Raw genomic sequence first — 22182 nt, 5'->3', positions numbered from 1 at the left:
GAATCCTCTTTTCAGGGGGTAGCTTACAAACGAGTTGGTCAATTATTCACGCTCGCGACCGTATCGAAAAACAATGCCGGGCGTTGCCACAATGAATTAATGAAAATGGCTGTCACGCTGGCTGCCATGGCCACCATCGCCCAGACCGGGTAAATCAGCCCCGTACTGGCCAGCGGAATGCCGATACCGTTGAACAAAAAGGCCAGGCTGACGTTCTGGAGCATTTTGCGATAGCCCCAACGGCTGATGTCTATTGCCGTCACCACGGCGTCCACCCGGCTGTTGAGGATGATAATGTCGGCGGCGTCAATGGCGATGTCCGTGCCGCTACCCATGGCAATACCCACATCCGCCTGCATCAGGGCGGGGGCGTCATTGATGCCGTCGCCGACCATGGCGACCCGCTGGCTTTGCTGCATGGTTCGCAGCCGGTCCGCTTTCTGTTCAGGCAGCACGCCAGCATGCACCTCATCAATACCGGCCTGTTGCGCGATGTGGCGGGCAGTGCGTTCGTTATCGCCCGTCAACAGGGCGGTGCGGATGCCCATCGACTGCAAGCTGGCTATGGTGCCGGCGGCATCGGGTCGCAGAGCGTCACCGAGTGCGATGGTGCCCAACAAAGTGCCATCGCGGGCCACCACGATTACCGTACGGCCCTGGGCCTCGTCCGCTTCCACTGCATCGGCAACGGATGTCATTTCCACGCCAGCCGCTTCGGCAAAACGCGGGCTGCCCACCAGTACCTGCTTGCCATTCACCTGCGCGGTGACACCACGACCGGATTCGGCCTGAAAATCGGCGATCTCGGGGAAGTCCACATTTCTTTCAAGTGCCGCTTCAACGACGGCCCGCCCCAGCGGGTGCTCCGAGACCGCCTCCACGGCTGCAGCCAGCGCCAGCAGCGCATCGTCGTTGCCATCCACACTGTACAGAGAGCGTACAGCGGGACGGCCCTCGGTGAGAGTGCCGGTCTTGTCGAACACCACCTTGTTCACTTTGCGCAGGGCCTGAAAAGCCTCGCCGGTGCGCATCAGTACGCCCTTGTCCGCAGCTTCTCCTGCGCCACGTACGATGGATAGGGGTGCTGAGATGCCCACGGCGCAGGGATAACCCATGACCAGCACTGTCAGGGCGGCAAAAACGGCTCGTTCGAGGGCCGGCTCGCCGCCAATCAGTACAGGGCCGACCGACCAGAAGCCAAAGGCGAGCGCCGATATGATCAGCACGGCCGGCGTATAGATCCGCAGCACGCGATCCACCAGGTGCAGCAATCCCGGCTTGAGTGCACGCGCATCCTCAATGCTGCTGATCACTTGCTGGAGAAAGCTTTCGCTGCCGATGGCCGTTACCTGCAGAAGAAGGGTGCCGGAGCCGTTGATGGCGCCGCCCACGACGGTATCGCCAGTGGTTTTCTCCACCGGTAGCGGCTCGCCCGTGATCAGGGACTCGTCCACGGCCGAACCGCCTTCAACCACCTCGCCGTCCAGGGGAATGCGTTCTCCGGGCCTAATACGTACCCGCATACCAACCTCAACCTGGTCTGCGAGCATGTCACGCTCACCGTCCTCGGTGACGACGCGCGCCGTCTCCGGCTGCAGGTCCAGCAACCGCTTGACCGATTGCGAGCTGCGGGTCTTGACGATCAGCGACAGCCATTCGGAGAACAGATGATAGGTCAGTACCATGACGGAGACGGCGAAAAACGCCGCCGTGGGATAACCTTCGGGCGATACGATCAGGCCGATGGCGCCCCCGGTCAGCCCTGCGAAGGCACCGATTTCCACCAGTACGTGCTGGTTGAGGATGCCACGGCGTAACGCCTGAAAGGCCATGTTCAACATTTGCCGTGCCACGCCAAACACCATACCCAGTGCCAGCGCACCGACGGCCAATGGCTCATGGCCGCCCAAAACGCCGGCGGTGCGTAGCGCAAGGAAGGCCAGTCCGCCAGCCGCCAACAAGGCCGTGCCCGTGAGCGCGGCTGACCTACCCTGGCCGCGCAGCACCGCGAAGCCGAACAGAACCAGGCTGACGTACACCAGCGCGGAAAGCCCGAAGGTCCAGGCCGAGGTAAAATCCACGATCAGTCCGACCGCTGCCAGGCTCATGGCCAGGGCGACGACAAACCGATTGCGTTCAATCGCCAGCGCTTGCTCCTGGCGTTCGAACGGTTCCACCTTGCGCGGGTCGCTCAGGGTGTAGCCGATCTGCTGCAAGGTACCCATCAGAACCTCGGCGCTGTTCTCCCGAGAGTCGAACTCCACCAGCGCCTGCTCGTGAGTCAGACTCACCGCAACCCGACGCACGCCGGATTTCTTGCCCAGCGCGCTTTCAATCGTGCCGGTACACAGCGAGCAGTGCAGTCCACCGATATGGGCCTTGACCCGTTGAATGTCGGGGTCCGCCGTGGATTCCAGACTCCAGGGCTGGGTATCGTCGTCAGCGGTTGTCACTGCCGTGTTCATGATGCGTCCCCTTGATGAAATGAGGTCATGTTTCAAGGGTAGGCCCCGTACCAAGATACGGAGTCAAGTGATTGAGGAATATCAAACAGGTCAAACAGGGAAAGCTGTCAAAACAGGGAGGATGTACTTGGTCTTAAGGCCTAAGCCAGCGCCAGCCAAAAGGTCCAGAGGCCCAGCACGACCATTATGGCACCGGTCCATCGTGGCATGCGTCCCGCGAGCCGCGTGAGGTGTTCAAGCCAGCGACGGCCGCGGGCGGTAAAAACAATGAATAGCAGTGGGGCTGAAAACGCCAGTCCAAACACCATCAGGGTCGAAGCGCCGAAGATAACAGCGCCATCCGTTGCACCCCGGGTAGCGGCGTCGCCGAGCAGCACCGCAAGCAAGGGGGCCGCGCAGGCCGGCACGTTCAAGCCAAACACCACGCCTAATGCGGGCCCCCCAGGGATGCGGGTAATGCGTGGCAGAAACCGGTTCACCAGCGCAATAAACCACGAGGTGCCACCACTCAGGTAAAGCAGCCCAACCACCACATAAAGACTCCCGAGCACAGCCCAGAGGCCCTGCTGCAGCCCGGTGAAGGCGGTTCCAACGAAGACGGCAATCACGCCAAGCACGGCCATCAAAGAGGCCCGCGTCAGGGCAAAAAGCAGTGTGTGGGCAATCTTCATCCGCTGTGATAACCCCTTGAGGTAACGGATGAACAATAAGTGACTGCCTACGGAGCAGGGCTCAATAAAGGCCAGTAGCCCGAGGCCGGCGGCCAGAGGCAAAGCAACTGAAAATTCCAAGGAACTACTCTGTCGTCCGTGAATTAAGCCACAGATTAACACCCGTACCCCGATACAGGGTCAAGGGTTCTCAGCTGAGTGGCACAGAATGAACCCTGACCCATAGCGGTGAGTCATCCGGCATGCGGGAGGACTATTTTCGGGTGACCGATTCAATGTACTTCGCCACGGCACTGATCTGCCGCTCTGACAGTGAGTCACCGAAGGCCGGCATGATGCCAACACCACTCTTCACCGCGTTGCTGACCTGCTCCGCCGAGGGCTTGAGCTGGTCAAGATTGGGGCCGATCTCACCGGCGGAACCGGCATCGTTCAGCGTATGGCAAACCGTGCAGGATGGTTGTGCCTGCTCCAGGAACACTTTCTTACCCAGTTCGAGCTGCTCATCCGCCAATACAGGGCCAGTGGCGAGGGCAAAGATCGTCAACAACAGTGTGCGTAATAACATGGAAAATCCTGATTCAGTCAAGGGAACAGGCGGCCCGACCAACGGACCACCACAGGGTTAATACACTCAGGAAACGGTGACGGTCACGCCATGGTCTTTCCAACTGGCGTTGCCGTAACCGCGCTCATTCTCGGTGCGGGTGGGCGGCTGGGTGTTGCCCTCGGTGTCCGTCGCGCGGCTAACGATCCGATGGTCGCCGGCGCTCAGATCCATCGCCACCACAAACGGCCGCCAGGCGTAGCGCCCCATGTCCGGACCCAGGAAACGGGCACTCTTCCAGGTCTCGCCACCGTCGGCCGACACCTCCACCTGGTTAACGGCATTGATGCCGCCGAATGCGACGCCGTAAATCAGATTCCTGCCCTTGCTGGCCGTTGTCAGCGGGGCGGTGACCCAGGATTTGACCGGCATCTCCCACATCGACGGCTGACCGGGCGCGCCTTTTTCGCCAATGGGACGAATGCGGTAGCCTGAGGCCTGGATCTTGGCGTCTGACTGCCCCTCGGTAAACGCGACTCGGTCCACGTATTTCACGTTATTGACCCCGAAATAACCCGGAAAGACCATGCGCAGTGGGCCGCCATGAGCCAGCGGCACGGGCTCATCATTCATTTGCCAGGCCAGCAGCGCCTGATCCAGCGCCCTCACCGGAACGGAGCGCTCCACCATAATGGTTTTCGGGTCCAACCCTGCAGGCAGGGTCTCGCCGCCGGTGCTGGTGATGTAGTTCATGTCCGGCTTTACTCCGCCGAGCCGGGCCACAACGTCACGCAGCGGTACGCCGGTCCACACCAGGCAGCCTGCCGCGCCGGTGCCCCATTGGGTACCGCCCGGGCCGTGCTCAAAGTAGGCTCGCCCGTTGCCCGAGCATTGCAGAACGGTGGTTACCGTCTCAACACCCATTTTTTTCAGCTCACCCAGGGTCAGGGTCTGGGGCGAATTGACGCCTTCCAACGTGATTTTCCAAGCGTTCCGGTCCGCCACAATATCAGCATTGGGGGCTGGCAGGTTGTTACGGACATACAGTTTGTCACTGTTCGTCACCACACCACTGCCAATGGCGCCGCGCTCGGTTTCGATGGTGTTGGCGCTGTGCACGATCACGTCATTGGCGTTTTTCCAGCGCACGTAATCGGGCAGCGTTTTGGGTTCCTCCGACCTGGCAAGGGGGCTTAGCCCCAGCAGACTGACGGAGGCCATGGCGCCGGCAGAGCCCAGCAGCAGGCGCCGGCGACTTATCGGTAAAGAACTTTCGGGTGCACGGCGGGACGTTGAAGACGCATCGAAAACAGACATGGTTTTCCCTCGTTGATGTTTGTTCAGAACACTTGCCGACGGTGGTCATCGGTGCCGTGAATTCGTGACAAACCTGATTTTGATTCAGTGTATTTCATGGTCAAATAATCGCCGTTGACAGCGTGTCAGGAGGCCCCCGTCGTGGATTCGCTCACCGCCGGCATATTCCCGGCTGGCGCAACCACCAGCAATCCCGAGTCCTCCATGGGTAGCCCGAGCACCTCCAACTGATCGGCCCGGGTACGAAAGTCGCCGGCTCGGGCCACCGCCTGTCGCACATCCGGATTCCGGAAGAACACGCGCTCCGAGATACGATACTGGATGACTAGGCTGTTGCCCTGGCGTATGGCGTACGCCTGGGCAGGCTCGCCCCCCACTCGGGTCATCCAGGTTGCCAGCACCCGGCTGTTTGCCCACGGCAATGGCGGAGACACTTCCGAGTTGCCGGCCTGGGTAGGCAGCTCCTCAAGGGCGACACGCTGATAATCGTTCAGCACGTCACTGACCATGGGAATCCTGTTGATATTATCCGGCGTCACGCTGGGCATCAGCAGTACCGCTGCCAGTACCAGGGCAACGGCCCAACCGCCACTGCCAATTACAACCGACGGGCGAAGGCTGCTCAGCCAGCGTTTCAGATTCGTCATGCGGCGACGACCGGATGGGCGCTTGCCACCAGCGGGGGCGTTCGCAAGGGCGATATCGAGCCGCCCGTCAAAATCGGCGGACAGTCCCGGAGTGGGTATCATCTGCAGTCGTTCGGAAAGAATCCGCTGACGTTCGACATCGTGTTGGCAGGTCTTGCATCCAGCAAGATGGGCCTCGACCAGGGCGGTGTGATGCTCATCCAACTCACCATCCGCATAGCCCGCCAGCCAATCCTGGATTTCGGCGTGCAGGTCGGACCATTCGTGGGTGTTTGTGTTTTTGAGATCACTCATGAGGATTCACCGATGTGTATTTTGTGTGGCTGGTAGCCAAGGCGCTCGGGTTTGCCTTGATCAGTCGCTTAGCGAGCAGGCGCCGCGCGCGTGACAGGCGACTCATGACCGTCCCCGGTGCCAGATCCAAAATTTGTGCGATGTCCTGATAGCTCAGCTCCTCAAAGTCCCGCAACAGAATGACCTGCCGAAAGCTGTCCGGCAGGGCGTGAACCGCAGCCATGACCTGCGCATCGCTCTGGTTTTTCAGGACCTGATCGAAGGGGCCTGGGGCACTGCAGGGATACCCATTCAACACCGCGTCACCGGTGGTCAGCACCGGAGCCAGTTGCTGCCGGCGCCCATCCCGCCGATAGTCATCGGCGACCACCCGGTTGAGAATCCTTAGCAGCCAGGCGTAGGCCGCCACGTGATCGTCCAGTTGGTCAAAGTCCCGCCAGGCCCGGAGCAAGGTCTCCTGGGTCCAGTCCTCCGCCATTTCCTGTGAGGGGGCCTGGCGTTGCGCAACACCGTACAGGCGGTAGCGCCAGGGCCGTACCAGGGTGTCGAATTGCTGCCTGCTTCCAGTGCTGCGCATGGGGCTGCCCGCTACCTATTTATGGTTACTTTACTGGAGGGCGTCACCGGATCGCCTTTTATTCCCGACTTTTTTATGGATTGCCCGGTACTGCGAGCCAGAAGGGGAACTGGCCTCCAACTGGCTCCCGGCGGACCACCTCGAGGGACTGGGTATCAATAACGGCAATGTGGTTATCCGCCGTGACCGACGCGTAAATGAACTGGCCATCGCGGCTTGCCCGAACGCCGTGGGGGCCAACGCCCACGTCGACATTTTTGACAATTTTAAGGCTCTCGGAGTCGATTATAGTGACCACGGACGCAGAAATCGCACCGGTTGCGACGTATTGCTCGCCAGGCACCACGTCGATGCCGCCATGGCCACTACCCACTTTAAAAGTTTTCAGCATGGTTTCGCTAGCCAGGTCCAGTACCCCCACGTTGCCGGTAAAGTCGCGCAGCCATAGCCGTTGACCGTTGGCGCTGATGTCAATGTTGTGAGGCGTCTTGAGACCCGGAGTGGGGATCTGACGCTGTTTTTCCAGAGCCCGCATATCCACTACCGCCAGCGCGCCTTCGCCCTGCAGCGTGACGTAGGCGAGTGTGCCGTCGGCGCTGTAAACGAGGTTGTGGGGTACCTTGCCCACTGGAATTTTCCTGACCAGTTCAAGGGTATTCATATCGATCACCGCAACGTCGCCCTGGGTCGGCGCCACGGCGAGGCCGTAACGGCCATCCGGTGAGATTTTTACGCCCTGGGCCACCTCACCGATCGGCACGCTGGCCATCACCTCACCGCTGGCGGTATTCAAAACGTAGACATTGCCGGTTTTGAAGCCGGACACCATCAGCCGGGAACCATCAGGACTCAGGGCATCGTAGTGAGCGCCCGCGACGCCGGGCCAGGCCTGTTTTGAGGGTAGGACTTTCACGATGCCGCTGTTCTGGACCGCCACATACAGAGGGTCGCGAATGGACTTTTCCAGGCTTAGTTCGGGCGCCGACCGCACGGGAGTGGCTTTGTTCCGCGACTGCTCAGGCGATTGGCCCAGCAGGGTCTGCCGCAGCTGGTAAACATCCTTGCCGGACAGGTCCTTACCCGCAATCGCTTCGATGTCTTCAGGAGTGTAGGGCTGAAACTCACCAGCAATCCGCTTTTCATTGCCGAACGCCGTCAGCACGTAATTCAGCACATCCGCCATTTGCTGGCTAGTGAGCGCACCGCCCCAGGCCGGCATGTTGCCGTTGTAGCTTGTGCCGTCGACTTTGATGGGGCCGGTCAGGCCGTACTGCAGCACATGCCCCAGATAGCGGCGGCCACCGATACCGTCAGTGGCATTGTACATTTGAGCGGTGTGGTTTTTTTGCGGGGGAAACGACCCCGGTATGCCTTGACCCTGAGCCTGATGGCAGGCAGCGCACTGCTGGTTGTACACCTCGCTGCCGCGCTCAAAGCGGGTGTTTTCCGCCGCGCTCACGGGCACACTGACACTGAGCAGGGTTGCGGCGACGAATGATGTGATGGCATGGGGGATCGGTGGACGCATATTACAAACTCCAAAGGCTAAAAGAAGTTCGGCCGGACTCATGTGCTGGCAAGACCTCTTGCCAACAAAGCACCGGTCGAAAACGATCTCTGAAGCCAAAGGCGTCACCGGGCCGGGATTTATTCCCGAAACTTTCGGCCCGGCCCCTACCCGCAGACCAAGGCTCAACGAAGGCCAGTAACCCGAGGCCGGCGGCCAGAGGCAAGGCCGCCGAGAATTCCAAGGGGTTATTCTGTCGTGTTCATGATGTTTGCGGAGTACCCCGCACCACGCACAGCCTCCGCAAGTTGTTCGTCCGAAATCCTTGATTCGTCAACTGCCACCCGGGCTTCACCGCTTTCATGGGAGACGGAACACCCCTTGACGCCGGTTTGCTGTTCGAGAACATGACGAACAATTTCCTCGCACCCACCGCAGTGCATGCCGCCGATTGAAAGCCTGATTGTCTGCATGTCTGTCTCCTCACTTATGATCGGCCCGCCTGTAGGCCCCGCATTCTGCTCCAGGGCGTCAAATATGGAACAACACTGCAACGGCCCCTGTCCGGGACAACAGTCCACAAGTGCCGCCAGCCCCTGGCGGATTCGCCGTAACTGGTCAATTTTCTGGTCTACGTCGTGCAGCTTTGCCATCGCCCGCTGGCGTACATCACTTGCGTCTGCCTGGTTGCTTTCGGCATCACGCAGCGCGAGCAGCTCAGCGATCTCACGCAGTGAGAAGCCCAGCTCTTGCGCTCGACGAATAAAATGCAATCGCTTTACCGTGGTGTCCGAGTAGATACGGTAACCACCCTCTCTGGGGCGTGGCGGCTGTTTGATGAGCTTGCGTCGCTCGTAAAAACGAACTGTCTCGACACCGACACCCACCACGTTAGCCACTTTGCCAATGGTCATGTCAGTCATGACGGCATCCTCACCTCGCGAATTCTCAGCTCACATTAGTGCCCGTACCACGGTACGGGGTCAAGAGTGCTGAACATTCCATAGGAGTGCAGGGCTTGACTCCGTAGCCGACTACGGAAGTATTTTGAAGATAGCCAGCAAAGTCATGAAAGGAACCGTCGTAATGTCAGAGTTGAAATCAGAGTCCAGAACCGGTCGCGGGTCTTTAGTCGCAGGCGGGGTCGCAGCAGTGCTCGCATCGGCCTGCTGTCTTGGCCCCCTGGTCCTGATCGCCCTTGGTGTTTCCGGTGCCTGGATCGGCAACCTGGCCGCTCTGGAGCCTTACCGGCCGTGGTTCATTGGTGCTGCTCTGGTGGCGATGGTCTTTGCCTGGCGTCGGATATACCGGCCTGCACAGGATTGCGAGCCGGGCGAGGTCTGCGCAGTACCGCAAGTGCGCTCCGCTTACAAGATCACCTTCTGGATCGTCGCGTTGCTCGTACTGATCGCGTTGGCATTCCCTTTCGTCTTACCGCTATTTTACTGAGAGGCCATACATCATGAAAAAGTCCCTGATCACTGCCGTACTGTTCACGCTGTTCAGCATGCCTGCCTTGGCGTCGCAAAAGACGGTGACCTTGTCGGTTCCCGGAATGACTTGTTCGGCTTGCCCGATCACCGTCAAAGCCGCTCTCAAGAGGGTCGATGGGGTGAGTTCTGTGCAGGTCCGTTATGAGGAGCGTGATGCGACGGTTACTTTCGACGATGACAAAACCTCTGTCGACGCAATAACTCAAGCCACGACCAACGCGGGCTACCCGTCCACACTGAAACAGTCCGGGGCGAAACAGGAGTAGTGTTTATGAGTGATAACGATCTGCACATTGCCGTGATTGGCAGTGGCGGCGCTGCCATGGCCGCCGCCTTGAAGTCGGCGGAACGCGGAGCCCGGGTCACGCTGATCGAGCGTGGCACCATCGGTGGCACTTGCGTCAATGTCGGCTGCGTGCCCTCGAAGATCATGATCCGCGCCGCTCACGTGGCCCACATGCGTCGCGCCAGTCCGTTCGACGAGGGCATTGCCGCGGTCGAGCCTTCTATTCACCGGCCCCGGTTACTGGCCCAGCAACAGGCCCGGGTCGATGAGCTTCGTCACGCGAAATATGAGGGGATTCTCGAAGACAATCCGGCGATCACTGTCCTGCAGGGTGAGGCCCGTTTTACCGACGCCAATACGCTGACAGTGACTGGAACCGACGGCACGGAACGCGAGGTACGCTTTGACAGAGCGTTCATTGGTACCGGTGCGGGGCCTACCATTCCCCCGGTTCCGGGCCTGTCCGATACGCCGTACTGGACGTCCATCACGGCACTGGACAGCAACACCATTCCGGACCGACTGGTAGTCATCGGGGCGTCCGTCGTGGCGGTGGAATTGGCGCAGGCGTTTTCCCGGCTGGGCAGCGAAGTGACCATTCTGGCGCGCAGCCGGCTGTTTTCCCGGGAGGACCCGGCCGTGGGCGAGGCCATCGAAACCGCGTTCAAAGCCGAGGGTATCAAGGTTCTGAATGACACACAGGCGAGCCAGATCCGTTATACCAACGAGGAGTTCGTGCTCGACACGAATGCTGGGGAACTGCTGGCCGATCAACTGCTGGTGGCCGTGGGACGTACACCGAACACAGACAGGCTGAACCTGGAGGCTATCGGCGTCGAGACTGCCCGCAGGGCGATTTTAGTCGATGACTGTCTGCGTACCACCGTGCCCGACATCTATGCTGCTGGGGACTGCACCGACCAGCCGCAGTTTGTCTATGTGGCGGCCGCGGGCGGCAGTCGGGCAGCAGTCAATATGACCGGTGGTGATGCACGGCTCGATCTCAGCGCCATGCCCGAAGTGGTCTTTACCGATCCGCAGATTGCGACCGTCGGTTTGTCTGAAGCCGACGCTGAGGCAAGAGGCTTCGTCACTGACAACCGCACCCTGACCCTCGACAACGTGCCAAGGGCACTGGTCAACTTTGATACCGGGGGCTTCATCAAAATGGTCGCGGAACGTGAAAGCGGGCGGTTACTGGGTGTGCAGTCCGTGGCGGGTGAGGCCGGCGAACTGATCCAGACCGCGGTGATGGCGCTTCGTGCGCGCATGACCGTCAACGAGATTGCCGATGAGCTGTTCCCGTACCTGACGATGGTAGAAGGTTTGAAGCTGTGCGCTCAAACGTTTACCAAGGATGTCAAGCAACTATCCTGCTGCGCGGGATAAGGCAAGGCAACTCTTGGATAGCATGGGCAAATGCTCTATTAGTGACCTTGTTTGATGACGTAAACTGATGCCGTAGTCAACTACGGAGTAAGCCCGCATGGTGAATAAAGTAAATCCACTGACCATCGGTGGGCTGGCCAAGGCGGCCGGTGTCCATGTCGAGACCATTCGCTATTACCAGCGGCGGGGCCTGTTGTCGGAACCCCAGCGTCCTCCCGGTGGGATCAGACGCTATGGTTCTGCCGATATCGATCGATTGACGTTCGTGAAATCGGCGCAGAACCTGGGCTTCAGTCTCGATGAGATTATCGACCTGCTTCGGCTGGAAGATGGTGCACACTGCCAGGAGGCCAGTGTCCTGGCCGAGCACAAACTGCAGTCTGTGCGTGGAAAGATCAAAAAGCTGGTGAGGATTGAGAGTGTTCTGAGCGATATGGTCGCTCGATGTCATGAGCAAAAAGGGGACATCGCGTGCCCTCTCATTGCGTCATTGCACACCGGAATCAGCAAAGTCCCAGAGGCAGATCTCTAACCATATGATTTTATTGCTGGCATGGTACCCCCGGCAGGACTCGAACCTGCTACCTTCCCCTTAGGAGGGGGACGCTCTATCCAGATGAGCTACGGGGGCTGATCGTCAGAAGGCGGGTATGATAGCGGGCTGAGTGATGTGTCTCAAGGGCTTGCGGGAATACTTCCGGAATAGAAGGAGATCGCTATGACAGAAATTCGGTTGAAGCGTGCCTATGATGAACCGGCCGGTTCTGATGGTCCGAGGCTGTTGGTTGACCGGGTTTGGCCGAGAGGCGTTGCCAAGGAAAAGGGCAGTCTGGCCGAGTGGTTGAAGGATTTGGCCCCATCCACTGAATTGCGTAAGTGGTTTGGCCATGACCCGGCCCGATGGGACGGGTTTCGTGAAAAGTACCTGCAGGAACTGGCATCGTCCGATCGTGCGGACCTGCGCACTCTGGCATCCTACGTTGATAAGCACGAACGAATCACGCTGGTATTTGCAGCCAAAGATACAGATCATAATAATGCGGTAGCGTTGAAACAGTTTATTGAGGCGAGCGAGCTACCGGTTTGATCGGGCACAGGGGATACCAGGCGCATTGAAGACAGCAGCACAGCACACTTCCAAGACACCGCCCCAGCCGTTGCGTTTAAGCGTTATTGTGCCTGTTTGGCAGGAAGCCGCCACCATTCGCGACACCCTGGATCATCTGCAGCCGCTCAGAGCGGCGGGCCATGAAGTCATTGTGGTGGACGGTGGCAGTGATGATGGAACAGCCAGGCTGGCGCAGGGTCATTGTGACCGTGTCATCCAGTGTGGCCGTGGAAGGGCGCCGCAAATGAACGCCGGCGCACAAGCAGCCCGTGGCGATGTCCTTCTGTTCCTGCACGCTGATACCCGTTTACCGGATTCTACGCTGGCGGCACTGGAGCAATTTAATGCCAGCCGTAAGGCATGGGGGCGGTTTGATGTGCGTCTCAGCGGCAAGAGAGTGCTGTACCGGGTGATCGCCTGGTTCATGAATCAACGCTCCTGGCTGACGGGTATCGCCACTGGCGACCAGGCTCTGTTCGTGCGTCGGCCGGTGTTCGAGGCCTTGCGTGGCTTTGAAGAGATGCCGTTGATGGAGGATGTGGAACTATCGTCTCGTCTGAGACTGGTGTCACGACCTTTCCGTATTACCGATCCCGTGGTCACGGATAGCCGGCGCTGGGAACAGCAAGGTGCCTGGCGTACCATCCTGCTGATGTGGCGATTGCGCTGGCGCTATTGGCGCGGCGACTCGCCGGAAACCCTTGTTACCCTCTACCGGTCGGATGTTCGTAATGCCCGTCAATCCTGATGCTTCAGTGCTGGTTATGCAGTTTTCCAAGTGGCCGGAGGCGGGCAGGGTGAAAACCCGTCTGATGCCGGCACTGGGCGCCGAGGGCGCTATGGCGGCACACGTCAGGCTCAGTCTGGCCGTGCTCGATAATCTGGTGGCCAGTGGTTATACCGTCCAGTTCCTGTGGGACCGGGCGCTGGAGAATGCGCCCACGGGTGCTGCTCCTGTACTGGAACGGCTTGACGTTCACGGCGTTGCTCAGGCTGTACAGGAGGGCGACATCCTTGGGGAACGCATGTCACAGGCACTGGACGCAGGGTTGCGTGGCTTTGGCAAGGCGATGATTGTGGGCAGTGATTGCCCCTCCGTGGATGCGGACTACGTGCGAACAGCCGTGGCTGCGCTGGACGAGGTGGACGTGGTACTGGGGCCGTCGGAGGACGGCGGCTATGTACTCATCGGTGCTCGCCGGGTCCTCCCGGGCATGCTGGCCGACGTGGCCTGGGGAACGGAAAAGGCGTTGTCGCAAACCTGTGACCGCCTTACGCAAGCGGGTTTGTCATTCAGGTTGCTTCCGCAACGATGGGACGTGGATGAACCCGAAGACTGGCACCGGTTCACGGGCCAGTCCTCAGGTTGAGAGCTGATCAGGCGTCGGGAACAGCGCTGCGTTGCAGCAACAGCTCAACCGCGCTGGCGTTGTTTTTTGCCTCGGCTGTAGTGAACACCTGCAGTGCCTGTTTACGGTCAATGACCTGCTTTTGCAAAGTATTAACCAGGGCTTCCCGGCTCACGCGTTGTATCGCCTTGGCCAGTTTCTCCCTTGATTTGAAGTCGGTCGCGCCGCGGTCGATTTCACGCCAGTAACGCTCCGAAATCTCACCAAGTTGCCGATCCTGTTCCATCAGTTGGCTGATGACAGCCTGTTTCTCTCGCGCCAGGTCCTGCTCCGAGAGGTTGGATAACGTGTCCTTGAAAGCCTTGGAAAATTCCCGCACCGCTTGGTCGATCTGGTCGCCACTGGCTTCCGGGGATTGCACCACGAAGCCCAGCGCCGGGGTTTCCAGCATTTCGAACGGGGTAGCGTAAACGATATAGCCAAGCTGGCGATTGGTGCGGAGCTCTTCATAGAACGGGCTGCTGATAATCTGCCCCAGCAGGCGGAATACGGCGCGTTCCTCAAAGCCGGTGTTATCGCCCTGTACATAGAGGGTATAGCCGGTGTCCGGATGGTCTACCTCCAGCGGTAACAGGGTTTCACCTTCCGGTAAGGCCCGAACGCGGCTGCGCTCGACCGTTGTCAGCTCACTGTCGTCCAGCACCATGGCATGGATACGATTGGTGAGGTTAAGGGCGGACGCTTGTGTCATATTGCCGTGTGCCAGCATCACCGGGTCGACCTGGGCCAGGAACGCCTCGGCGAAGGATTTGAGTTCATCCAGCGTGACTTCCCGGGCGGCCTTAAGCTTCTCTTCTGTACTCCAGGCGCCCTCGATCAGCAGGCTCTGAATGCGTTCAGAGGTCTGCTGCACAGGCCGTTCCTTGGCCTTGTTTAGCAGTCCATCGATCATGTTTTGCCGGGCAATGCGGAAGCGTTGCTCGGTGAGTGTGGGGTCCGCTACCTGGGTCAGGATGCGGGCCATCAGGGTGTGGAGTTTGTCACTGTAACCGCCGACGCGGACGGTTATGCCCCGAAGGTGGGGGTAGATGCTGTAGTCGAGTCCCGCCAGCTGGGCGGGATAGGCCCATGCGTTCACGTTGGTGTTGATGGCATCCACCAACAGCGACGACAGCACATTGCTGCGAGCGGATGCCCGTGTCGCCGGGGTTCGCAGGCTTAGGTACACATTGGCCTTCGGCGTCTCGAACCGGGTGTCCCGGGCGTACCAGACCTCCATGCCACTGACGGTCCCCATGGAAACGGGCTGCTCCATGGTTGCGCCGTCGATCATGTCGAGTTCTTCGGGAATAAAAGGGTTGTCGAGCGGCAGGGCCAGCCTGGACACCATGGGGTTGTCGTCCCGTTGCCGAATGTCCCGGATGGCGAGGGGCTTCAGTTTCCAGGCGGCGTCGTACCACTGGGTCAGGTTGGGGTCTTCAAGGTTCGGTTCTGTTTCCAGGACGGACACCAGCACGTTATCCGGAGTAAGCCGGTTCAGAATGTTCCGGTATTTATCGGGTGCATAGCTTTCCATCATCCATGGCGCCTGGAGTACGTCCTCTGGCGCCACATGCCGCATCTGTCGCGACAGATGCATCACTTCCTGCACTGGCTGGCTCTTCTCACGGAAACGGAAATCGATCTGTGCCAGTTGTTTCATTTCTTCGAAACGAGAGCGGGAAATGCCTTCCTCGCGCACCTTGTCGATGTAGGCAAAGGTCAGTTCCAGAATGGTTTCCTGATTATCAAGGCCCTCCGGGGTCAGCGCCATGTTCAGTTCCAGGGTGGCTTCCTGGCCGGTATCCATGCCGCTACCTGCGGACAGGCTTTCCACCAGGCCAGCCTTCTTCAGCACGTCAAACAGGCTGCCCGGGCCTTCGTGGCCAAGCAGGCTGGCAACGTAGTTGGCCGGCTTGTCGCGGTAGTGGTCTTCCTGAGACGGGATGGGGAAGGTGAGCGTCAGGTTGCGGATATCCTTCAGCGCATCCGCATGCACGCGGGCGGGTAGGGTGCCTGGGCTGAACAGTGGCTCGTCGTGGACCTTCGCGTTCAGGTTGCGGTTTTCGATGCGGTCGAAGCGGCCTCGTACCATGGCCTCGAGCTGATCCAGCGATTGCGGGCCGTAGACGGCAAGCGTCATCAGGTTGGACGAGTAATGGGCTTTCCAGAAGTCGATCAGGTCCGGGCGCAGGGGGCGCTCTTCGGTGTTTTCCAGGGTAGTCAGGTTACCGACGGCAAACTGATGGAACGCGTGGTCGGGATTGCTGACGGCCTTTTTAACGGAGTAGAAGCGACGGCTGTCGTCTTTCTGTTTCGAGCTGTACTCCGAGTGCACGGCGCGGCGTTCGCGATCCACCAGTTCTGGCGTGAACAGTGGCGCTGAAAATTGCTCGGCGAAGCGATCCAGGGCTTCCTTCAGATGCTCGGCCTGTACGTCGAAGAAGTAGTTGGTGTCCTGGAATGCGGTGAATGCGTTGTGACTGCCACCATGGCTTTTGATGAACTTCTGGTACTCGCCAGGGTCAGGGTATTTTTCCGTGCCCAGGAACAACATGTGTTCAAGGAAGTGAGAGAGGCCTTCGCGGTTGGCGGGGTCATCGCCACTGCCGACGGCAACGTTCATGGATGCTGCGGCTTTGTCGGAGCCCGGCGCGGAAATCAGAAGCACCCGCAGTTGGTTGTCCAACTGCACATAACGGTACAGGTTGTCGTCGTTCGGGCTTTTTACGGGCGACTGGCTCGCCAGGGCAACCGAACTGAAGGCCAGTACCAGCGCCAGGAGAAATCCTTGCTTCAGGCCAAGGAAACCTTGGGCAAATCCATGGATGCCAGGGTGCATACAGTCTCTCTTTACGTTGAAACGTTAATGAATCAGGGCGTTACGGGTACTTTCCGGTTGTTGATCCAGGGTTTTCTTCGCCAGGCTGGCGGCTGCATCGGCATCGAGTTGGCCAGAGGCGATGCGCTCAAGAACTGTCCCCATCACCGCAACGGACTGGCGATAATCCGCAAATTCGGCCTGAAAGGCGTGATCAATGGCCTGATACACCGCCTGGATTTTCTGTTCCCGGGTGCCGGCGTCGGCGGCTGTGTCGTTGATGGCCTTCAGACAGGCACGTGCAATGGCAATGTAGCGTTCAGCGTTGGGATCGTCTTTGTGCATGTTCCGGATTCCGAAGTGCGGGAAATGTAGAAAGTGTGTAAAGAGTATAGAGACAGAAACTGCCGTTGAAGGTTCCGATTATGTCACCGCCACCGTCAGGTTTCATTTCCTTCCGGTAATGGTAAGGATTTGCGGGCAGCCTGCCCACCTTGTGCTAGTCTCAATTTCAGCGTGTCGGTTAACCGAACAGGTTCCGGCGTGTATTGCATGCATGAACTAGAGTAAACGCTCTAATTAAAACAAGAACTTACAGAGTAAATACTCTAAAAAAAATCGATACATGAGTGTTGCAATTAAGTACAATGCCGGCGTGCATCGGCGGTATAAGACTTTGGTCTAATACTCTCGATGACAACAAAGGAAAAAGACAACAACTGAGCAACAAGCAGGGTGGACTATCAATGAATTACTTTCTGACGGGTGGCACCGGATTTATCGGCCGTTTTCTCGTTGAAAAACTGCTGGCTCGCGGTGGCACAGTGCATGTTCTGGTGCGCGAGCAATCACAGGAAAAACTGGACACGTTGAGGGAGCGCTGGGGCGCGGATGAGTCCAGGGTGAAAGCAGTGATCGGCGACCTTACCAGCCCGAACCTGGGCATCGATGCCAAGACGATGAAATCGCTCAAGGGTAACGTTGATCATTTCTTCCACCTTGCTGCGGTGTATGACATGGGGGCGGACGAAAAGTCCCAGCAGGCCACGAACATCGAGGGCACCCACAGTGCCGTCAATGCGGCAGCCGCTATGGAAGCCGGTTGCTTCCATCATGTTTCCTCCATCGCGGCGGCTGGCCTGTTCAAGGGCACCTTCCGCGAGGATATGTTCGAGGAGGCGGAAAAGCTCGACCATCCCTACCTGCTGACCAAGCACGAATCTGAAAAGGTGGTTCGCGAGAGTTGCACCGTTCCGTTCCGGATTTACCGCCCTGGTATGGTGGTTGGTCACTCAAAGACCGGTGAGATGGACAAGGTCGACGGGCCCTATTACTTCTTCAAGATGATCCAGAAAATCCGCCACGCACTGCCCCAGTGGGTGCCGACGATCGGCATCGAGGGCGGGCGCCTGAACATCGTGCCGGTGGATTTCGTGGTGAACGCCATGGACCACATCGCGCACCTGAAAGGGGAGGACGGTAACTGCTTCCATCTGGTGGATTCCGATCCGTACAAAGTGGGCGAGATTCTCAATATTTTCTCCGAAGCCGGTCATGCTCCCCGTATGGCGATGCGGATCGACTCGCGCATGTTCGGGTTTGTGCCGCCGTTTATCCGCCAGAGCCTGAAGAATCTGCCGCCCGTTAAGCGTCTGACTACCGCATTGCTGGACGACATGGGCATTCCGCCTTCGGTGTTGTCGTTTATCAATTATCCCACACGGTTTGACGCCCGTGAGACAGAGAGAGTCCTCAAGGACACCGGTATCGTCGTGCCGCGCCTGGAAAGCTATGCAGCGGTTCTGTGGGACTTCTGGGAGCGTAACCTGGACCCTGACCTGTTCAAGGACCGCACCCTACGTGGCACCGTGGAAGGAAAGGTCTGTGTGATCACCGGTGGTACCTCCGGTATCGGTCTGGCGACAGCCGAAAAACTGGCGGATGCCGGCGCTATCCTGGTGATTGGCGCGCGCAAGAAAGAACGCCTGATGGAGGTGGCTGCTGAACTGGAAGCCCGAGGCGGCAACGTTCATGCCTACCAATGTGACTTTGCCGACATGGATGACTGCGACCGGTTCGTGAAAACGGTGCTGGACAATCACGGCCATGTGGACGTATTGGTCAATAACGCAGGCCGTTCCATCCGTCGCTCACTGGCGCTCTCGTTCGACCGTTTCCACGATTTCGAGCGTACCATGCAGCTGAACTACTTCGGCTCCGTTCGCCTGATCATGGGTTTTGCTCCGGCTATGTTGGAGCGTCGTCGCGGGCACGTGGTCAATATCTCATCCATCGGTGTGTTGACCAACGCGCCCCGTTTCTCGGCCTATGTCGCGTCCAAGTCAGCGCTGGATACCTTCAGCCGTTGTGCGGCGGCGGAGTGGTCGGATCGCAACGTGACCTTCACCACCATCAACATGCCGTTGGTGAAAACGCCGATGATCGCGCCCACCAAAATCTACGACTCGGTGCCCACGCTGACACCGGACGAAGCGGCGGAAATGGTGGCAGACGCCATCGTGTACCGTCCCAAGCGCATCGCCACGCGTCTGGGCATTTTTGCCCAGGTCATGCAGGCGCTGGCGCCGAAGATGGGCGAGATCGTGATGAACACGGGTTACCGCATGTTCCCGGACTCTCCGGCCGCTGCCGGCAGCCGTTCCGGCGAGAAGCCGAAGGTGTCCTCCGAGCAGGTGGCCTTTGCGGCGATCATGCGGGGTATTTACTGGTAGTATTGCCCTTGGAGATCAAAAAAACCCCGCTTCGCGCGGGGTTTTTTGTGGCTGTCTATCAAGGTGCCTCTTCTGTGTCGTCCGGTATGGGCGGCGGTGGGAAGCCACCGATTTCGCGCCAGCGGTTGACGATGCCACAGAACAGATCTGCGGTTTTCTCTGCGTCATAGGCGGCCGAGTGCGCTTCCTTGTTGCTGAACGGAATGCCCGCCAGCTTGCAGGCTTGCGCCAGTACGGTATGGCCGTAGGCCAGGCCAGCTAGCGTTGCCGTGTCGAAGGTGGAAAACGGATGAAACGGGTTGCGGCGGATGTCTGAACGCAGGGCAGCGGCGAACACAAAGTTGTGGTCGAAGGTTGCGTTGTGGCCAACGAGCACGGCTCGTTTGCAATCGTGGGCTTTGACCGCCTTGCGGATGGGCCCGAAAATCTCGCTCATGCCTTCTCGTTCCGGAACGGCTTCCCGCTCCGGGTTCCACGGGTCGATACCGGTGAAGTCCAGCGCAGACTGCTCCAGGTTGGCGCCCTCGAAGGGGTCGATCTGCTGAACGTGGGTTTCAGCCCGCTTCAACCAGCCGTCCTCATCCATTGTCAGTATGACCGCAGCGATCTCCAGCAGGGCGTCCTTCTCAGGATTGAAGCCGCCGGTTTCCACATCCACCACAACCGGCAGGAAACCACGGAAGCGGCGGGACATGGGATGCGGTTCTTTATGTTCTTCAGTCACTTAAACTCCTGGAGTCTCTGGCCAGGGTTGCCGGCCTGGTACACAAATGATTGATAAGGAACGATTAACAGGGAACGGTTGGTCGGCTGATGTTCAGACAAGCCGCCATCTCAGGCTTTCGCCGGCCTTCAAAGGCACGATGGTACCGTCAGCCAGGGGCAGTTCGTCGGGCATCTCCCAGGATTCTTTCACTAGCGTGATGGTATCGCTGTTTCTGGGCAGGCCATAGAAATCGGCGCCATTAAAGCTGGCAAAGGCCTCCAGTTTGTCCAGCACACCCAGGTCTTCGAAAATCTCCGCATACAGGGGCATGGCGCTGAACGCTGAATAGCAGCCGGCGCAGCCACAGGCGGTTTCTTTCTTGTCTTTCGAGTGCGGCGCAGAATCCGTTCCCAGGAAGAAGCGGCGGTCTCCGCTGACCACTGCATCCCTTAACGCCTGTTGGTGCCGGTTGCGTTTGAGGATGGGCAGACAATACAGGTGAGGGCGAATGCCGCCGACCAGCATGTGGTTGCGGTTGTACATCAGATGTTGCGGCGTGATGGTGGCACCCAGATTGTCACCGTCATGGTCACGCACGAATTCGGCTGAATCGGCGGTGGTGATGTGCTCCAGAACCACCCGCAAATCCGGAAACGCCTCCATGGTCGGCGCCAGTACGCGCTTGAGGAAGATCTTTTCCCGGTCGAAGATGTCGATCTCTGCGTCGGTGACTTCGCCGTGGACCAGCAACAGCATGCCGCAGTCACTCATGGCCTCCAGTACCGGATAAATGTTGCGGATGTCGGTCACACCGGATGCGGAGTTGGTGGTGGCGCCAGCCGGGTACAGTTTGGCGGCAATCACGCCCGCAGCCTTGGCATCCCTGATTTGCGCAGGCGTAGTGGTTTCTGTGAGGTACAGCGTCATCAGCGGGTCGAACCCGGTGTCGCCGGCTGCGGCCAGTATCCTGCTACGGTAAGCCATGGCCTGTTCGGCTTCCGTCACCGGTGGCGCCAGGTTTGGCATGATGATGGCGCGGCCAAAGCAACGGGCGGTGGCGGGTACGACGTCCTTGAGAATGTCGCCGTCCCGCACGTGGAGGTGCCAGTCGTCAGGACGGGTGATGATCAGTTGTTCGGTCATTTACGGTTCCGGGATCTGCTGGGGCCCGTCAAACGTGAACCCCTGAAAGAAAAAATCTGGCGAAATTATATCAGAAGCCGACAGCGATTGTTTTGGCGGGCGTCCTAAAGAAAGACTGACTTCGGCCGTTACGAGGGTAGTGAATCTTTTCTGACGGATGGATGGTATGGCACGAATTTCCGCCTTCCTGCGTGGTGCAGTGGTTTCCAGTGCGATTGGTGCACTGACGGCAGGCTCTGTTGCGGTGCAGGCCGCCACCTTTGGCGCGGGTATCGAGAACAGCCAGTGGTACCTGTCGGAGTCCGTATTCGAGTGTACTTTAGTGCATCAGGTTCCGGGCTACGGCCGTGCCGTATTCCGCCACAAGGCGGGTGAGTCGCTGTCCTTCTTTCTGGAGTCGGAAACGCCGCTCATGCGTCCTGGTCAGGCTCAGTTGGTGATGGAAGCGCCGTCATGGCGCCCGGGAACCGCCCCCCGTCCCCTTGGTCGGGTTAACGTGGACGACAGTCGTCGGCCGCTGATGCTCGAGTCACGCCTCGCCATGGTGCTTGTCCAGAGCCTGCTGGAGGGGATGGACCCAACGGTTACGCGTGAGTCCTGGTACGACGGCAGCCTGGTTCGGGTGAAAGTGTCCAACATTAACTTTGCGGGCCAGTTCTCTGGTTATCGAAGCTGCACCGCCGGCCTGTTGCCGGTCAACTACGATCAGATCAAGCGGTCCCGCATTTCCTTTGCGTCAGGCAGCACCAGCCTGTCTGAAGCTGACCGTCGGTTTCTCGACAACATTGTGATGTACATCCAGGCAGATTCCACGGTGGAAAGGGTGTTCGTGGATGGGCATACCGACAGCAGCGGTAGCCGTATCGACAATCGCGCGTTGTCCGAAGAGCGGGCCAATGCGGTGGCGGATTACCTGATCGGGCAGGGCATTGATGCTGATCTCGTGACCACCAGGGCCCATGCGGACCAATACCCGGTATCACGCCGCGCGGCAGACAACCGGCGCACCACAATTCGCCTTCAGCGGGAAGGCGAACGGCCGGACCTGCAGCAAGCCAATGGCTACGAGGCCGCAACGCCAAATACCTGAC

At 59.1% G+C, this 22182-nt stretch carries 21 protein-coding genes and 1 tRNA gene; 9 read left to right on the top strand and 13 right to left on the bottom strand.

From position 1 onward, the window contains the following. Positions 1 to 38: 38 nt before the first annotated feature. From SIC19_RS02210 to SIC19_RS02175, 8 genes are all read right to left on the bottom strand, one after another. The gene (locus SIC19_RS02210; protein ID WP_127400875.1) at positions 39 to 2465 is read right to left on the bottom strand and encodes a heavy metal translocating P-type ATPase; all 2427 of its coding nucleotides are present in this window, start codon (positions 2463 to 2465) and stop codon (positions 39 to 41) included. Between the two features lie 140 nt (positions 2466 to 2605). Continuing rightward, complete coding sequence (locus SIC19_RS02205; RefSeq protein WP_127400876.1) at positions 2606 to 3256, bottom strand: cytochrome c biogenesis protein CcdA; 651 nt, start codon at positions 3254 to 3256, stop codon at positions 2606 to 2608. Between the two features lie 133 nt (positions 3257 to 3389). Beyond that, positions 3390 to 3704: a c-type cytochrome gene (locus SIC19_RS02200; RefSeq protein WP_127400877.1), complete on the bottom strand. Its 315-nt coding sequence runs from the start codon at positions 3702 to 3704 to the stop codon at positions 3390 to 3392. A 66-nt stretch (positions 3705 to 3770) separates the two neighbouring features. Beyond that, positions 3771 to 5000: a sulfite oxidase gene (locus SIC19_RS02195; protein ID WP_127400878.1), complete on the bottom strand. Its 1230-nt coding sequence runs from the start codon at positions 4998 to 5000 to the stop codon at positions 3771 to 3773. Between the two features lie 125 nt (positions 5001 to 5125). Continuing rightward, positions 5126 to 5941 carry an anti-sigma factor family protein gene (locus tag SIC19_RS02190; RefSeq protein WP_127400880.1) on the bottom strand — a complete coding sequence of 272 codons (816 nt, stop codon included), beginning with the start codon at positions 5939 to 5941 and terminating at the stop codon, positions 5126 to 5128. Continuing rightward, on the bottom strand, positions 5934 to 6518 hold the full coding sequence (locus SIC19_RS02185) for an RNA polymerase sigma factor (RefSeq protein WP_127400882.1): 585 nt from the start codon (positions 6516 to 6518) through the stop codon (positions 5934 to 5936). The genes SIC19_RS02190 and SIC19_RS02185 overlap by 8 nt, the downstream gene beginning before the upstream one ends. Before the next feature lie 73 nt (positions 6519 to 6591). After that, positions 6592 to 8046 (bottom strand): cytochrome D1 domain-containing protein, encoded by a 1455-nt coding sequence (locus tag SIC19_RS02180; protein WP_185906433.1) that lies wholly within the window; start codon positions 8044 to 8046, stop codon positions 6592 to 6594. A gap of 227 nt (positions 8047 to 8273) precedes the next feature. Next, on the bottom strand, positions 8274 to 8948 hold the full coding sequence (locus SIC19_RS02175) for a MerR family transcriptional regulator (RefSeq protein WP_221886044.1): 675 nt from the start codon (positions 8946 to 8948) through the stop codon (positions 8274 to 8276). A gap of 163 nt (positions 8949 to 9111) precedes the next feature. Here SIC19_RS02175 and merT point away from each other — a divergent pair, with 163 nt between their 5' ends. From merT to merR, 4 genes are all read left to right on the top strand, one after another. Continuing rightward, entirely contained in the window at positions 9112 to 9474 is a 363-nt protein-coding gene (gene merT, locus SIC19_RS02170) for a mercuric ion transporter MerT (RefSeq protein WP_127400886.1), read from the top strand. 13 nt (positions 9475 to 9487) lie between these two features. Beyond that, the gene (gene merP, locus SIC19_RS02165) at positions 9488 to 9784 is read left to right on the top strand and encodes a mercury resistance system periplasmic binding protein MerP (protein WP_127400888.1); all 297 of its coding nucleotides are present in this window, start codon (positions 9488 to 9490) and stop codon (positions 9782 to 9784) included. 5 nt (positions 9785 to 9789) lie between these two features. Further along, positions 9790 to 11193, top strand: coding sequence for a mercury(II) reductase (gene merA, locus SIC19_RS02160; protein ID WP_127400890.1), 1404 nt, complete (start codon positions 9790 to 9792; stop codon positions 11191 to 11193). Between the two features lie 97 nt (positions 11194 to 11290). Then, on the top strand, positions 11291 to 11725 hold the full coding sequence (gene merR / locus SIC19_RS02155) for an Hg(II)-responsive transcriptional regulator (RefSeq protein WP_036206363.1): 435 nt from the start codon (positions 11291 to 11293) through the stop codon (positions 11723 to 11725). A gap of 22 nt (positions 11726 to 11747) precedes the next feature. On the opposite strand, the gene SIC19_RS02150 is transcribed toward merR, so the two are convergent. Then, positions 11748 to 11824: transfer RNA gene (locus SIC19_RS02150), tRNA-Arg, on the bottom strand. An 87-nt stretch (positions 11825 to 11911) separates the two neighbouring features. Between SIC19_RS02150 and SIC19_RS02145 the strand changes: the two genes are divergently transcribed. The 3 genes from SIC19_RS02145 to SIC19_RS02135 are packed head-to-tail and all read left to right on the top strand — an operon-like array spanning position 11912 to position 13671. Beyond that, positions 11912 to 12280 carry a DUF488 domain-containing protein gene (locus SIC19_RS02145; RefSeq protein WP_127400892.1) on the top strand — a complete coding sequence of 123 codons (369 nt, stop codon included), beginning with the start codon at positions 11912 to 11914 and terminating at the stop codon, positions 12278 to 12280. A gap of 25 nt (positions 12281 to 12305) precedes the next feature. Then, the gene (locus SIC19_RS02140; protein WP_228712231.1) at positions 12306 to 13049 is read left to right on the top strand and encodes a TIGR04283 family arsenosugar biosynthesis glycosyltransferase; all 744 of its coding nucleotides are present in this window, start codon (positions 12306 to 12308) and stop codon (positions 13047 to 13049) included. Then, complete coding sequence (locus SIC19_RS02135) at positions 13033 to 13671, top strand: TIGR04282 family arsenosugar biosynthesis glycosyltransferase (RefSeq protein WP_075194574.1); 639 nt, start codon at positions 13033 to 13035, stop codon at positions 13669 to 13671. Before SIC19_RS02140 ends, SIC19_RS02135 begins: the two co-directional genes overlap by 17 nt. Positions 13672 to 13678: 7 nt before the next feature. Here SIC19_RS02135 and SIC19_RS02130 read toward each other — a convergent pair whose 3' ends face one another. Both SIC19_RS02130 and SIC19_RS02125 read right to left on the bottom strand, forming a co-directional pair. Further along, on the bottom strand, positions 13679 to 16531 hold the full coding sequence (locus tag SIC19_RS02130) for an insulinase family protein (protein WP_075194575.1): 2853 nt from the start codon (positions 16529 to 16531) through the stop codon (positions 13679 to 13681). Positions 16532 to 16555: 24 nt separating this feature from the next. Then, complete coding sequence (locus SIC19_RS02125) at positions 16556 to 16855, bottom strand: hypothetical protein (RefSeq protein ID WP_007151678.1); 300 nt, start codon at positions 16853 to 16855, stop codon at positions 16556 to 16558. Between the two features lie 401 nt (positions 16856 to 17256). On the opposite strand from SIC19_RS02125, the gene SIC19_RS02120 reads away from it, so the two are divergent. Further along, entirely contained in the window at positions 17257 to 19242 is a 1986-nt protein-coding gene (locus SIC19_RS02120; RefSeq protein ID WP_075194576.1) for an SDR family oxidoreductase, read from the top strand. Positions 19243 to 19300: 58 nt separating this feature from the next. Here SIC19_RS02120 and rnt read toward each other — a convergent pair whose 3' ends face one another. Both rnt and pyrC read right to left on the bottom strand, forming a co-directional pair. Next, on the bottom strand, positions 19301 to 19936 hold the full coding sequence (rnt, locus tag SIC19_RS02115; RefSeq protein WP_036206941.1) for a ribonuclease T: 636 nt from the start codon (positions 19934 to 19936) through the stop codon (positions 19301 to 19303). Positions 19937 to 20059: 123 nt separating this feature from the next. Beyond that, entirely contained in the window at positions 20060 to 21091 is a 1032-nt protein-coding gene (pyrC, locus tag SIC19_RS02110) for a dihydroorotase (protein ID WP_075194578.1), read from the bottom strand. A 166-nt stretch (positions 21092 to 21257) separates the two neighbouring features. Here pyrC and SIC19_RS02105 point away from each other — a divergent pair, with 166 nt between their 5' ends. Then, complete coding sequence (locus tag SIC19_RS02105) at positions 21258 to 22181, top strand: flagellar protein MotY (RefSeq protein WP_075194579.1); 924 nt, start codon at positions 21258 to 21260, stop codon at positions 22179 to 22181. The last annotated feature ends 1 nt before the right edge of the window (position 22182 follow it).

Origin of the sequence: Marinobacter sp. MIT930201 (assembly GCF_047122665.1) — a bacterium.
GTDB classification, from domain to species: Bacteria; Pseudomonadota; Gammaproteobacteria; order Pseudomonadales; family Oleiphilaceae; genus Marinobacter; species Marinobacter salarius.
Note: the sequence above shows the minus strand (reverse complement) of the source record. Positions and strands in the feature narration are given on the sequence as shown.